Raw genomic sequence first — 13,681 nt, 5'->3', positions numbered from 1 at the left:
ACTCAACTTTAAATTTCAATAGGCCGCATCTAAAGTGCTGCGGGCTTAGGACTATTGTCATTGTCTTCTTCTCTTACTGAAGAGCTGGGAGGGTTGGATGCTGCACGTGAAAATAAGCCAAGTTTATGAAATGCATTTGAGTTTATTGGGTCGGTAGGTAATTCACCAGGAATTCTTCGCCATAGACCCGTATTGTATTTTGTTAATCCTAACTCTGGTACTTCGTGTCCAAAATCGGTGGGGGTGTCTGTCCATGAATGTTCTTTAAGCCATTTCTTCGCAGCTTCATGTTGTATAGGAGTGCCTTTTGCTAGTTGTGTATCATAAAGATCAACCAAGCCTGTCGTTAATGCTGCGCTAAAGCTGCCTGTTTGATTATTTTCCCAGACTCTGACTGCCGAGTCGCCAAAGTAAAGATCCAGTTCTTTTCCAAGCGAATACATAAAGAGTTGATGCCCTCGAGGTGCGGCAAATGCCCAAATATCGCTGCTGTATAAGGGATAAGTTTCTTCCTCCCAATCCTGGCATACTTGTTGTAACGTGATTTTAAAATCATGGGGTTCAGGCAGCTTGATGCGTTCATCAAACGTGGTGGTGCAATCGAAATAATAACCGCCATATTCCGCCATAATTGCAAAAGACATAAGATCTTTTTGTGCAGTATAGCTCTCTGTTGCCTGCATCATATCGTACAAAACACGGATATGCTCTGCTCTCTCGTCAATATATTCTAATCTACCATACTCTTTGCGCAACATTGCTTGTACCGATCTTATGGTAATGTTGGGATAATCTGAAAACAGGTTATTGGCTTGTTCTGTTAATGAATCGGGAACCCAAAGGGTAACTTGCTTATCAGGTAATTGTTTTGCAAGACTTTTAGGGCCTAATTGGCACAGTGAACAGTTGGTTTCTGAGTTTAAATGACCCATCCAAATAAAACTTATCATAAGAATGCCCTCGTTGTCTTTGTCCTGTGCACCGCTCTAATTTAACAATATCTGACTTGGTGTTTTAAATTATAACACATTGATGGAAAGTTAAAAAAACTGCGGCAGCATTTGATGCCCGCTAGATAGGCTCTGCTAACGTGCAAATTGTGAGCGACAGAAGGCCACTTTATCGGTGATGGATTCTTGACCGTGTTCCATGAAACGGTGTTCTATGATTCTGTAGCGATTTAATCCGCCTTCTCTGTTGGCTATTTGAATATTCAACCCGGGACGAGCGTTGAGTTCCAGCATTAAAGGCCCATGATCTTTATCCAATACAATATCGACTCCCAGGTAGCCTAATCCGGTTAAATCATAGCAACTTGAGGCAATTTCGAGAATTTTATTCCAATAAGGGACTTCTATACCGACTATAGGATTTAAAGTATCAGGGTGGTAGTCAATAGTATCATTTTGGAAAACTCCGCCAAGAGTTTTACCTGTTGCCATATCCACTCCAACGCCTATAGCCCCCTGATGCAGGTTTGCTTTTCCACCTGAAAGACGGGTGGGTAGACGCACCATAGCCATTGCAGGATAACCCAATAATGTGATGATACGAATATCAGGAATGCCCTCATAGCTGACTTCGGCAAATACCGGGTCAACGACCACTCTTTTTTCTATAATGGCATAATCAGATGATCCGCCCAGACTGTAAGCCCCTGATAAAAGACAAGAGAGATGATAGCTTAATTCCTGATGGGTAGTTAGTTTACCGTTAATTTGTCTGTAACGTCCGTATACTTTATCTTTAAAAACCAGAATGCCATCACCACCAGAACCCCTCGCTGGCTTCACCACAAAATCATTATAAGGAGAAAAGCGCTCTTCGATATTGCGAATTTGCTGCTCTGTTTCGATGATGTCATACAAGGGCGGAACGGCAATGCCTGCCTTTAACGCAAGTTTTTTCGTTTTTAATTTGTCGTCAACCAGAGGAAATAATTTTCGTGGGTTATAGCGTAAGACAAAATCGGTATTTCTCTGGTTAATGCTTAAAACACCTTGTTTTTTTAGACGACGAAAAAGACCAATCATTCTACGGTGCTCGCAAGTGCTTTAAAACGCTTTAATTCAGATAACCTGTAACCTCGGTATTGACCAAACCACAAAATAAAGCCCAGTAGAATCAAAAGCAGCTCAGGAAAAGCGAATACAAGATATTGGATGGGTTCGTAACTCATTGCCCAATAAGATAAAACAGCGGCAAACAGGCTGCCTACGCCAGACTTGATGGCTTCAGATGCCCCTCGCTCATCCCAGGTAATGCACATACGCTCAATGGTCATGGTTAAAATAACCATAGGAAACAGAGCGACTGATAATCCAGAATCCAGGTCAAGATTTTGACTTACCACACTGATGAAAATCATCAACAGAATGACAACAGTCAGAATGGCTGCCAGCCTTGGTACCAGAAGTAATTTGAGTTGATCCAGATAAAAACGAGCGAGAAGCCCAAAAGATACAATAATAACAAAAAGGCTTATTCCCCAAATGACGTGCGTTTCTCTAAATGCCAAAGCGATTAATACCGGCATAAAGGTACCAAAAGTTTTTATGCCAACAAAATTACGCAGCAGCAAAATAATAAAAGCGCCAATAGGTACGGTTAACAAAATTTTATAGGTAGCCTGGACATTAACCGGAAGTTGCAGCAGGGAAAAACGTAAAAGCTGGGAATCGGATTGTTCCCCTCGTGATTTTGCAACGCTTAGCGCATTAATGGGCGTTGGTGAAACCGTCAGCGAAAATTGAGCCTTGTTGCCGCCAGTTACGTTAAAAAGAGGTTCATTGCCGTATTGCCAGATAAGAAATTCTTTGGGCAATCCTGCTCCGCCTGTGCGTGGGTTAATGTAGACCCAGTTTTTGCCATTAAATACTGCCAGAAAAGATTTTAATTCAGCTTTGCTTTGTTGATTTAAATAGATGCCTTTAACTGGAATTGCAAAGATTTTGGCTTGATTAAGTAAAAGAATGGTCGCATTGATAATGGATTCATCACTAAATTCGTTGCCAATTAACAGTTTGGCATTACCGTCTTTTTTATTCAGCTCTTTGATGGTGCTTTGGGCAAAGGTCTGAATATCTGCTGATGATTGCCTTACCTGGCTGGTAATGGTTTCAACTGCGGATTTTTGGCTTTCATCCAGAGGTTGGGATTTGATGGCCGTAGGCTTGGGCAAAGCGGACTCATCGCTGTCGGTTTCGCGAAAAATAGCGCGATAATAGAGCGATTGAGCCCCATGGCTGCGCCTGATAGACCAAACAGTTTCTCTGTTGTATCCGTTTAAGTTGGTTGTTACCCCATAGCTTCTGGAAACAAAATATTCATCAAGAATCGCAAAATGGGGGGGTAAATAAGGAATAGTAAAACTGGCTTTTATTGGCGTATTATTGTCTGCGGTAAAGCGTAAATTAGACTCAACCATCCAGCTGTTAATGGTTTCAGTATCGGTAAGAGGAACGTCCAATACGAAATGCCTGTATAAAAATAGTCCCGAACCCACAACAAAAAGAGTAAGGATCAAGCCGTAGACATGTCGAGTGTTTTTTTTCATTATGACGAAGCGCTCTTGGATTTCAAAGTAAAGGTGAGGGCCGGATCAACTGCCCCATCGAAATCGATAATGGCGTCTCTTCCCAGAAGTAATGGGTAAATAAAGTGTTTTCTGTTTGTTAAATTTACCTGAATGGCTCTGACCTTATCACCCAGTTTGACGTTGAGAAGGACTACTGGACGCTTGATAGGAGCAGCTTTTAATACTCCCGGGCTTGCTTCGTTGGCTCTGACTTTAATTTTAACTTTACCTATGTATTCGCATTCAAAAACATGATCGCCATTTTTGGTAGGTACTGTAAAACGCAAGTAAGGTACGCCGTTTACATCGATTTCAGTGATGTTTACTGCGTTCAAGGAGGCTGATTTTGCGCCAGTGTCCAATTTTGCTGAAAGAGTGAGGTTTTTGTCTACCAGGGTAGCTTTTTCAACATAACCGTAAATTTGTACTTCACTTTTTGCCATAGTGGATCCAGTCAACAGTGACATAAATAAAAAGAGAGCAAATATTGATCTCATCTAATCCTCAATCAAGGTTATACGTACTTATAAGCGCATAATCGTATCAGGTTTGTTGCTTAAGTCACAGTATGTGAAAGGGATTAGTTAAAGAAATTTAACCTAAATTCATAATTTTTTCTGATGATTATGATAAGATCTCAAATTGGTGTGCTTATTTGTATTTTTTTGATTCAGGATGAAGGGTTTGTTGACATCAAGGACAATTATCTATACAATGCCGCCCTATGTTGGCTGATGACTCTTAAGTGCACTAATGTCTCTAACGAGTGATGAACATCAAACTATAAAACCTGTAGATTTAGTATTCATTCTGGCGATTGCCGGCCGCATCGATGCGCAAAGTCGAATTTTTGCAGAAAAGCTCCACGAAGACCGTACCATATATCATGCTTACGCTGTCCTCGATTCCCTCAGTTCTTCCTACAGTATGTTCAAATATTTTTTTGACGTCTTCGTTCCCGATGGCACCAACGATTCCATGCATGAACTGATGATGACTCCCGGAGGCATCATTGCTATATGTATTGAATCCGTTTTCCTGGTTTCATTTTCTTTCTTTGCCGCACGTTTTGAAAATCAAAAAGATGACGCCATGAAACAATTAATTGCTAAAGCATGGCCTTATTTTCGCGATGTGATGAAAGCATTGAAAAATGCCTATAAAGGATTTCGTAGTGCCATAGTCGCCATCAGTTTGATTGGAAATGTTGATTTAAAGTACCTGATTACTCCTATTGGATTGCTTTTGGGTGTTTTCGCTGCAGCCAATAGAGTTTGGTTGCGTTTTATGACGGACAAACGAAACAAGTTGATGGATCTAAATGCGGGACAGTTGCTGAAAATAAAAAAGTTAAGATCACTCACTGTGGAGGAAAGTAAGGCGTACTTAGACACGCCAGGGCTGTCATTAACCGAGCGATTTTTAGTTCTTGCGGCTGTAGGTGCCGGTGGTTTTATCGATGGATTGTATCTTTATGTCGGGTTATTAGGACTCGCTGCCTTATCATCCCCATTGCTTACCGCTATGGCTGTTATTTCAGGCATATACACTTTGTCGTGTATTGTTACTCGGTTATATGAAGAATATGATTATCAAATGAAACTGGTCGTTGCCCAATCACGATGCGAATTGGCGGTGGCTGCAAAGCTTTTAGAGACCAGTTTTGCCGAACTGTGGTCATTGACGAATAAAGCAAACAAAAATTTCGATGATATAACCGCAATACGAACCTGGCAACTGGTTGTCCATGCTGATATCAAGAGATTTGCGGAAAAGCGGCTGCAGTTAAGTCAGCAAGCAAGCCGTTCATATCTCTCCGCAATACTTGTGGGGCTTAAAAATGGTTTATATGCCTACAGTGCTCTAGCAAGTTTGTTGTTTTTCGTTGGGTCTTTTTTAGTGTTAATGGGTATTTCATTTCCTCCGTTTTTACTCGTAAGTTGTGTTGTTTTTGGTTTGGTATTTATGGCCTGTTTTGCTGCTCATTCTGTGTTTCGTGCCTACAAGCAATCGAGCAGCGCAGCAAATGAGGATGAAAAGTCTTATAAGGACTTGATTGAGATGAAAAATCATCTGCTGAGGGGGGCTGGCGATTACATGGAGCCAGAGTCTTTTCAACACTCCATACAGGACGTTTTATATCTTGACCCTTCCCCACAGTTCTTCTTTCAAGAATGGTTCGAAGTGTTCCGCTCACTGTTTTCAGGGTTTGGCAAAGGACAAAAGTTTGTCGATTTTGCAGGAAATCCTTTACAGGAAATGGATGAGCACGGACATTATCAAGACACGCCGATAATGTATGTTTTAGCCGTATTTAATGCATTATTTTTTAGTATTATTCTGGCTCTAAGAGCTTTGGCAAAAGGATTGGGGCGTCCACCAAAAGGACAGGCTGATAAAGATGGAATGTCTGGACGTGAACCTCTTAACGCTGAGGTTGCGCTCAAAACCGAGGTTTTGAGGGAGTCGAGCCAGAGTAATAAGTCTCTGACTGATTCCCAGAAATCCATTTTTACTATTCCATCTCTTATTGGATTTTTTAGTAAAAAACCAACGCCATCATCAACACTTTCAACACCCCAAACATCCCCAAGAGCATCAAAACCGGCAACTCCCCCAAGACCCGCAACCCCCCAAAGACCCGCAACACCATCCAGGCCATCAACGCCTTCTATATCAACAAAACTGATAAAGCCATCAATTCCCCATATTAAAAGCGAGAACGATTTTTCAATTTATGCTGCTAGTTTGCAGAATAAAGTTCTGGGTTTAATGTAGGGTCATTATACATTTTAAATTGATGATAGACTCTGAAGGTACGTGTTTTCGCCTGTACTTGATCAAGAAGTTGCCCCAGACAAAGAGCCAGTTGATCCAGTTGAGCATGTATGGTCATTAATTTTTGTGCACAGAGTTTTTTATGTTCTTCACTCGCATCCTGGCGCTGCGTCTGGAGAGCCATATGATAGGATTTCAGGGCCAGTATAGAGAGGCGATCGATTATCATTCCGGGTGATTCAGAGTTCACGGGACATTGATCGGGATTGGCTGGTTGTAATAAATGATACAGCCATTCGTCCATGGCTTCCATGCGATTGTTTCTTGATTGGTTGCATGCGTCTATTTCACGTTTGGCTTTATAAACAAATTCAAAACCCATGTCATCTCTACGAGCCCGATCTTCTGCGTGCCATAGTTGATAATTAAATGCATGGTTTTCTTCAACCAGTAGATAAAAATGCTGCTGTTGGTGTTTTATTCCTGAAGATTTCCATTGAATAATACTGTTTTTATGCAAAGTGGTGATAGTTGAGGGATTGATGTCTTGGTACATGATCTATCCTGCTGAATAAAAATTCAATTAGTTTAACCTTATTTGCCGAAGTGAATCCAGCTTTCTTTGCCTGGAAACTTTGTACTGGACAAAAAATCACTGAACGAATTCTTGCCCTTGTCTAATGTAAATGGTGCCCGTGTCTTTGCCCAGTTTTTGAAGATTACAAAAATAAATTGTCGCTTGCAGCAGCTCAGTGAATTATCCAATTTATTTTTTGGCAAGGCATTTATCCAGTGCATTGGCAAAAGCAGTTTTTTCTTTGATGCTTAATGCTGATGGGCCGCCAATACGCTCTCCGGTAGCGCGCAATTGCTCATTCATATCTCTAAGGGTTAACCGCTGTTTGATGTTGTTTGCGGTATAAATTTCGCCACGGGGATTAATGGCCACAGCGTGTTTTGCGACAACTTCTGCAGCGAGAGGAATATCTGCGGTAATCACCAGATCGTGAGGGTAGACATGATTGACAATATAATGATCTGCCTGGTCAAAGCCTTTTTCTACTCGTATCGCCCGAATATAGGGCGAGTTGGGATAGGTGAGGAAGGCATTTGCAACTAAGGTCAAGGGCGTTTGGGTGCGCATGGCCGCACGAAATAAAATTTCTTTGATTACTTTAGGACAGGCATCAGCATCAACCCATATGCGCATAATGTTTTAACCTTATGTTATTGTCATGATATTGAATTAAGAAGCGGCCATTTCGTCATCCGCTGCACAAGCGCTTGGTTTCATGCAATCTCTCCAACCGACTTGGTTCCATAGAACACCATATTTTTTGCGTTTTGCAAAGCAACATCTGTCTTTGGCGCCTAAAAAAGTTGTTGCTGGTCAGAATGATAGGATAACTGTATAATTCTTGATGAAGCAGTAACGTCTATTACGAAATATGCTCAGGATAACACTGCTGATTTTTCATGTCCTGAACACTAATTCTGGAGCTGGTGATGAGAATATTGTTCTCGTGTTGCTTGATGCTTACTTCTGCCTTTTTATACGCAGAATCGACCTTGCCAAATGGATGTCAACCTGTTGCTGTTCAGGGAGAGTCGGTTTTATTAAAAGCAAAGAGCAGTAAATTGGTATTTATTCACAATCTAACCAATGCTGATCTTTGGATAACTCATCCCGTGACCAATCCAGGAGCCAGCGCAGGATGGACTACTCGTTTACAGGCGGATAATTGGTCGGCTTTGGCGCTGGACAAATCTCCTTTTCAGTTAAATTGTATTGAATCCAGACCTGGTCATGAGCAGCAAATCCCTTGCGAGGGAGCTATTGCTGTGTGCCAGTGGAAAGGCGTAACTCTTCCTGCGGGAAGTAATGGCACGTATTGGGCTGGTGAAGACTTGTCCTTACAGGCTTTGACTGCGGCTCTTGGTGGACGAGGTTTTAAATTACCTTTAGCAAAGTAAAAGAGTACTCGCTCATCGGGATCCAGTATAAGAAATGTTCTGTTCTTGCTAGTTCTATAGATAAGTGGTAGAACAGACTAAAAGGTGTGTAAGCGATAATTATGACAATAAAATTTATATATGGTGAAAGGTGAGTAAAAAATCAAAAGATCCCTTTTTTAAACGGGAAAGTGAAAAATATGCTGATCCAATACCCAGTCGAGAATTTATTATGGAAATTCTGGATGAGTATGGCAGGCCCATGTCACGAAATCAGTTATTTGACAAATTACATATTAATCAAGAAAGCAAGCAGGAGTCTTTGGGTTTTCGTTTGAAAGCCATGCTGCGTGATGGACAAATCATGCAAGACAGACGAGGCCGCTTTTGTCTCTTGCAAAAAATCAATTTACGCCGGGGGACGGTTCAGGGGCATCCTGACGGGTTTGGTTTTTTCATACCCGATGAAGGAAGCGAGGACATGGTGCTTTCCGCCAAGGAAATGCGAGCCGTTATGCACGGTGACGTCGTGCTTGCCTATCAGGCTGGCGTTGACAGGCGAGGAAGACCCGAGGGGAAAATTCATGAAGTACTTGAGCATGCCAATGCAACGGTGGTAGGCCGATTTTTTACTGAGCATGGTGTCAATTTCGTCTTGCCTGACAGCAAGCGTTTGACTCAGGATATTTCTATTCCCCAGGAATTCGCAGGTGGTGCTAAAAACGGACAAATGGTTCTGGTCGAATTAATTGCCTACCCTAATAAACGAGCACAGGCTATAGGAAAAGTGATCCATGTCTTAGGTGAGCATATGGCTCCTGGCATGGAAATACAGGTTGCAATTCATGCGCACGGCATTCCCTTTGAATGGCCGGATGATGTTTTGGCCGAAGTGGCTAAAATTCCGCAACAGGTCACTCAAGATCAGCTAAAGAACAGGACAGATTTAAGAAAACTGCCTTTTGTGACTATAGATGGCGAAGATGCCAAAGATTTTGACGATGCAGTGTATTGTTATAAAAAGCCCAAGGGCGGATTTCAATTGTATGTCGCTATTGCTGATGTCAGTAATTATGTAGCGCAAGATTCGGCTTTGGATAAAGAGGCATCTAGGCGTGGTAATTCGGTTTATTTTCCAGGAAAAGTGGTGCCTATGTTGCCGGAGGCGTTATCCAATGGATTATGCTCCTTGAATCCGCATGTTGATAGACTGTGTATGGTTGCAGAAATGTCCATTAGCTCGGACGGTAAAATAGCACGATCCCGTTTTTACCGGGCGGTCATCCATTCTCAGGCTCGGCTGACTTATACTCAAGTCGGTAACTGGCTCGAACAGCAAAAAGCCGATGAACATCATGAGCATGTATGGCCTGTATTAAGTTGTCTTTATGAGTTGTATCAGGTTTTATTAACCACACGAAAATTACGTGGGGCTATGGATTTTGAAACAACTGAAACCAAAATCGAATTTGATGAAAATAAAAAAATTAAATGTATTGTTCCGGTTATTCGTAATGATGCGCACAAATTAATAGAAGAATGTATGTTGGCTGCGAACGTCGCAACTGCACGATTTTTGGAAAAAGCCGAAATACCAACTTTGTATCGAGTCCATGCGGCACCCGAGGAAGATAAAATAACCGCACTGCGGCAATTTTTAGGTGAAATGGGCTTATCTTTAGGCGGTGGTCGAAAACCAACACCCAAAGATTTTCAGCGTACCATGAGTACCATAGGCAATAGGCCTGAAAAACATTTGATAGAAACGGTTATGCTGCGCTCTTTAAAACAAGCACAGTATGTTGAAGCGAATGAAGGTCATTTTGGTTTGGCTTATTCTGCCTATACTCATTTTACTTCGCCAATCAGACGGTTTCCTGACTTATTAATTCACCGGGCAATAGGACATTTGCTTGATAACCAACCTGTAGACGAGTTCAGTTATACCCATGACGATATGAACCGCTTAGGTAAACATTCGTCTATGACTGAACGCCGTGCTGATGAAGCAACTCGTGAAGTGGTTTCCTGGCTGAAATGCGAATACATGCAAGATAAATTAGGGCAGGTATTCAAAGGAAGAATATCTGCGGTGACCAGTTTTGGTATTTTTGTTGAACTGGATGAAATCTATGTTGAGGGCCTGGTACACGTGACGTCCTTGAAAAACGATTATTATACCTTTGATACCGTAAAACATCGTTTAATTGGTGCCCGAAGCGGCCAGATTTATCGTTTGGGTGATAGCATGACGGTATTGGTTGCACGGGTTGATTTGGACGAACGTAAAATTGATTTTGAGCCTGCAGAGGATGATGTAAGTAATGAGTGAGCAGTTGGTGTATGGGGTTCATGCGGTTAGCGCTTTATTCGCTAATCCACGTCGAGTGGTTAATACCCTTTTTGTCAGTCAGGACAGAATTGATAGACGAGTACAGGACGTATTGGACAAGGCAGAACAGGCAAAGGTTCGTATAGAAAAATTAAGCGCACAGAAAATGAATCAGCGTTTTGCCGAGTTCACACATCAGGGGCTTGTCGCCTCAGTCCGCCCTTTGCCTGAATACAATGAATCGGATTTAGTGTCATTACTGGAAACCTGCAAAAAACCCGGGCTTGTATTAATTTTGGATGGCATTACCGATCCACATAATCTGGGCGCCTGCTTGCGGTCAGCTGACGCAACCGGAGTTGATTTTGTAGTGATTCCCAAAGATAAAAGCGCCAGTATTACTCCTGTAGTCAGCAAGGTAGCCTGCGGTGCGGCTGAGTCGGTGCCTTTGGTCAGGGTAACCAATCTGGCCAGAGCTATGGACATACTCAAGGAAGAGGGCGTCTGGATTTATGGTGCGGCTGGCGAAGCAGAATCTTCTTTATATCAAATCGATTGTACTGGCACTGTCGCTATAGCGCTTGGCGCCGAAGGCGAAGGTTTAAGGCGTTTGACCCGGGAACACTGCGATGGTCTTTTTTCCTTACCCATGGCCGGAACAGTGGATAGTTTGAATGTATCTGTGGCTACTGGGGTGTCCTTATACGAAGTAATCAGGCAAAGACAACAAGGCAGTGTGTGATGAGTGAATTAAAAATCAAAGCAGCAAAAGCCGCCATGGCGTTTATTGATGACGATATGGTGGTTGGCGTAGGTACAGGATCTACGGTCAATTTTTTTATCAAGGAGCTGGCTCAGGTCAAACACCGGATTGATGCTTGTGTTGCCAGTTCCAAGGCAACCGAGTCTTTGCTGCGAGCGGCAGGTATTCCTATTGTTGATCTAAATGCAGTCCATGATTTGCCTGTTTATATAGACGGTGCAGATGAGGTCAATGAGCGAGGAGAAATGATCAAAGGCGGCGGTGGTGCCTTGACTCGTGAAAAAATTGTTGCCAATGTCGCACAAAAATTTGTGTGCATCGTGGATGAGTCTAAAGTAGTGACCCAATTGGGCGCATTTCCTGTTGCTGTTGAAGTGATACCTATGGCGCGCAGCTTTGTTGCTCGTCAATTAGTCAAATTAGGTGGCGATCCGGAGTACCGGGAAGGATTTGTCACGGATAATGGCAATATTATTCTCGACGTATTTAATTTGGACATCACAGAGCCTCTGATGCTTGAACAGGCAATTAACCAGATAACTGGCGTTGTTGAAAATGGCGTGTTTGCCCATCGTCTAGCGGATAAAGTGCTGGTAGCTTGTGCTGATGCGATTAAAAACTTGAAGTAAGCAGAGCACTTTACATTTAAACATTCTTTTTACAGGCTTTGAATTCCATGGATGCACATAAGGTTTTTGTTAATCGAATTATCAATATGAAAAAAATCAAGTATATTGGTCTGGATATGGATCATACCTTGATTCGCTATCATTCCGAGCAATTTGAAGGATTGGTCTATCAGTTGATTAAAGAACGATTAGTTGCTCTGAAACACTATCCCGAAGCCATTAAAAATTTACATTTTAATTACCACGATGCCATTCGAGGCTTGGTAATAGACAGTAGAAACGGCAACATCTTAAAGTTAAGCCGTTACGGTGCTATAAGACAAAGTTATCATGGTACGCAATTAATTCGTTTTAACGAACAGCAGTCTTTTTATCGCAGTACTTATGTTGATTTAAGTGATCCCAATTACATGGCTATTGATACGTCCTTTTCAATTGCTTTTTGCGTATTATACGGTCAGTTAGTCGATTTGAAGGATGCTTTTCCTGATGAAATGCCCAATTATCAAACTATAGCCCTGGACGTGCAATTTTGCGTTGATCAGGTGCATTCAGATGGCAGTTTAAAAAATATTATTATTAATGATTTGGATAGATTCGTTATCAAAGAAAAGGCTGTAGTTGAGGGTTTAAGGCATTTTATTCGTCATGGAAAAAAAATATTTATTTTAACCAATTCGGAATACAGCTATACCAAATTGTTGCTCGATTATGCCATCACGCCCTTTATGAACAAGGGTGAATCCTGGCGCGATATATTTGAGTACGTTATCACTTTGGCTAATAAACCGCGTTTTTTTTATGATAACTTGCGATTTTTAGCGGTTAATCCTGATAATGCGACCATGACCAATGTGACTGGTGCTTTGGTTCCCGGGATATATCAAGGTGGTAATGCTAAAAAATTTGCCGAACATCTAAACATTGGTGGTGATGAAATTCTTTACATAGGAGATCATATTTACGGTGATATCTTAAGACTAAAGAAAGATTGTAATTGGCGAACAGCTTTGGTTGTCGATGAATTAGGTGAAGAGATAGCTGCCCAGTTAAAAGCGTTGCCTATTGAGAAAAAAATAGTGGAACTTATGGCGGTGAAAAAAAATCTGGAACAGCACTATGTTACTTTATGCACGCAAAGTATCGATGAAGCATCAAACAAATACGACCGTCAAATTAATGAGTCGCAAGTTGAGATATCCGCTATAGACGCACAAATCAGCACTCTGTTACAGGAGCAAGCCAAGTTTTATAATCCTAAATGGGAACGGATATTTCGTGCTGGAGCAGAAGAAAGTTATTTTGCTTATCAGGTTGAGCGATTTGCCTGTATTTACATGGAAAAATTATCAGACCTTTTAGAGCATTCGCCTATAACTTATTTTAGGGCACACCGGCGATTATTAGCGCATGATTTGGACTTTTAATCGGTTGCAAAATGCATTGTTTCTTATAATTGGCACGGCATAAACAGGGTTCAATTCTTTGTGAACACGAGTCACTGGCGATTGTGCATCATCCCTTAACGTTTTGGGGATGAGCATTATTTGCATTTCAAGCAACTGCATTAAATGGTTTTTTATCTATCAATTAGATCGTTATTAATCCATATTTGTTGACGAAAGATACATTTTAGACTAAAGTGTTTA

Annotated in this window: 12 protein-coding genes; 6 read left to right on the top strand and 6 right to left on the bottom strand. The window is 41.6% G+C overall.

Features of this window, described 5'->3' with window-relative positions:
* Positions 1-29 precede the first annotated feature (29 nt).
* From Lwor_RS03100 to Lwor_RS03085, 4 genes are all read right to left on the bottom strand, one after another.
* A complete protein-coding gene (locus Lwor_RS03100) occupies positions 30-950 on the bottom strand; it encodes a glycosyltransferase (RefSeq protein ID WP_058492440.1) in 921 nt (306 codons plus the stop codon).
* 135 nt (positions 951-1,085) lie between these two features.
* Positions 1,086-2,033, bottom strand: a complete 948-nt coding sequence (locus tag Lwor_RS03095) for an alpha-L-glutamate ligase-like protein (RefSeq protein WP_058492439.1) — start codon at positions 2,031-2,033, stop codon at positions 1,086-1,088.
* On the bottom strand, positions 2,030-3,556 hold the full coding sequence (locus Lwor_RS03090; RefSeq protein WP_058492438.1) for an inactive transglutaminase family protein: 1,527 nt from the start codon (positions 3,554-3,556) through the stop codon (positions 2,030-2,032). Before Lwor_RS03090 ends, Lwor_RS03095 begins: the two co-directional genes overlap by 4 nt.
* Positions 3,556-4,074: an ATP-dependent zinc protease family protein gene (locus tag Lwor_RS03085; RefSeq protein WP_058492437.1), complete on the bottom strand. Its 519-nt coding sequence runs from the start codon at positions 4,072-4,074 to the stop codon at positions 3,556-3,558. The genes Lwor_RS03090 and Lwor_RS03085 overlap by 1 nt, the downstream gene beginning before the upstream one ends.
* A gap of 256 nt (positions 4,075-4,330) precedes the next feature.
* Between Lwor_RS03085 and Lwor_RS03080 the strand changes: the two genes are divergently transcribed.
* Positions 4,331-6,355, top strand: coding sequence for a hypothetical protein (locus tag Lwor_RS03080; protein ID WP_058492436.1), 2,025 nt, complete (start codon positions 4,331-4,333; stop codon positions 6,353-6,355).
* Here the strand turns inward: Lwor_RS03080 and Lwor_RS03075 are convergent.
* A complete protein-coding gene (locus Lwor_RS03075) occupies positions 6,321-6,911 on the bottom strand; it encodes a DUF4254 domain-containing protein (protein WP_058492435.1) in 591 nt (196 codons plus the stop codon). The genes Lwor_RS03080 and Lwor_RS03075 overlap by 35 nt on opposite strands.
* A gap of 210 nt (positions 6,912-7,121) precedes the next feature.
* Positions 7,122-7,565: a YaiI/YqxD family protein gene (locus Lwor_RS03070; RefSeq protein ID WP_058492434.1), complete on the bottom strand. Its 444-nt coding sequence runs from the start codon at positions 7,563-7,565 to the stop codon at positions 7,122-7,124.
* A 296-nt stretch (positions 7,566-7,861) separates the two neighbouring features.
* On the opposite strand from Lwor_RS03070, the gene Lwor_RS03065 reads away from it, so the two are divergent.
* The 5 genes from Lwor_RS03065 (at position 7,862) to Lwor_RS03045 (ending at position 13,459) form a co-directional block, all read left to right on the top strand.
* On the top strand, positions 7,862-8,329 hold the full coding sequence (locus Lwor_RS03065; RefSeq protein ID WP_058492433.1) for a hypothetical protein: 468 nt from the start codon (positions 7,862-7,864) through the stop codon (positions 8,327-8,329).
* 130 nt (positions 8,330-8,459) lie between these two features.
* The gene (gene rnr / locus Lwor_RS03060) at positions 8,460-10,640 is read left to right on the top strand and encodes a ribonuclease R (protein WP_058492432.1); all 2,181 of its coding nucleotides are present in this window, start codon (positions 8,460-8,462) and stop codon (positions 10,638-10,640) included.
* The gene (gene rlmB, locus Lwor_RS03055; protein WP_058492431.1) at positions 10,633-11,382 is read left to right on the top strand and encodes a 23S rRNA (guanosine(2251)-2'-O)-methyltransferase RlmB; all 750 of its coding nucleotides are present in this window, start codon (positions 10,633-10,635) and stop codon (positions 11,380-11,382) included. The genes rnr and rlmB overlap by 8 nt, the downstream gene beginning before the upstream one ends.
* On the top strand, positions 11,382-12,032 hold the full coding sequence (gene rpiA / locus Lwor_RS03050; RefSeq protein WP_058492430.1) for a ribose-5-phosphate isomerase RpiA: 651 nt from the start codon (positions 11,382-11,384) through the stop codon (positions 12,030-12,032). Before rlmB ends, rpiA begins: the two co-directional genes overlap by 1 nt.
* A gap of 47 nt (positions 12,033-12,079) precedes the next feature.
* On the top strand, positions 12,080-13,459 hold the full coding sequence (locus Lwor_RS03045; RefSeq protein ID WP_058492429.1) for an HAD-IG family 5'-nucleotidase: 1,380 nt from the start codon (positions 12,080-12,082) through the stop codon (positions 13,457-13,459).
* Positions 13,460-13,681: the final 222 nt, after the last annotated feature.

The sequence above is a fragment of the Legionella worsleiensis genome (assembly GCF_001467535.1).
Taxonomy (GTDB): Bacteria; Pseudomonadota; Gammaproteobacteria; order Legionellales; family Legionellaceae; genus Legionella; species Legionella worsleiensis.
The sequence above is the reverse complement of the archived record's forward strand: the minus strand, read 5'-3'. Positions and strand labels throughout refer to the sequence as shown.

Excerpts from the sequence above, each read along its gene's own strand:
- Lwor_RS03100 (WP_058492440.1), bottom strand. The coding sequence starts at position 950 with ATGATAAGTTTTATTTGGATGGGTCATTTAAACTCAGAAACCAACTGT.
- Lwor_RS03095 (WP_058492439.1), bottom strand. The coding sequence starts at position 2,033 with ATGATTGGTCTTTTTCGTCGTCTAAAAAAACAAGGTGTTTTAAGCATT.
- rlmB (WP_058492431.1), top strand. The coding sequence starts at position 10,633 with ATGAGTGAGCAGTTGGTGTATGGGGTTCATGCGGTTAGCGCTTTATTC.
- Lwor_RS03080 (WP_058492436.1), top strand. The coding sequence starts at position 4,331 with ATGTCTCTAACGAGTGATGAACATCAAACTATAAAACCTGTAGATTTA.
- Lwor_RS03085 (WP_058492437.1), bottom strand. The coding sequence starts at position 4,074 with ATGAGATCAATATTTGCTCTCTTTTTATTTATGTCACTGTTGACTGGA.
- Lwor_RS03075 (WP_058492435.1), bottom strand. The coding sequence starts at position 6,911 with ATGTACCAAGACATCAATCCCTCAACTATCACCACTTTGCATAAAAAC.
- Lwor_RS03045 (WP_058492429.1), top strand. The coding sequence starts at position 12,080 with ATGGATGCACATAAGGTTTTTGTTAATCGAATTATCAATATGAAAAAA.
- Lwor_RS03070 (WP_058492434.1), bottom strand. The coding sequence starts at position 7,565 with ATGCGCATATGGGTTGATGCTGATGCCTGTCCTAAAGTAATCAAAGAA.
- rpiA (WP_058492430.1), top strand. The coding sequence starts at position 11,382 with ATGAGTGAATTAAAAATCAAAGCAGCAAAAGCCGCCATGGCGTTTATT.
- Lwor_RS03065 (WP_058492433.1), top strand. The coding sequence starts at position 7,862 with ATGAGAATATTGTTCTCGTGTTGCTTGATGCTTACTTCTGCCTTTTTA.
- Lwor_RS03090 (WP_058492438.1), bottom strand. The coding sequence starts at position 3,556 with ATGAAAAAAAACACTCGACATGTCTACGGCTTGATCCTTACTCTTTTT.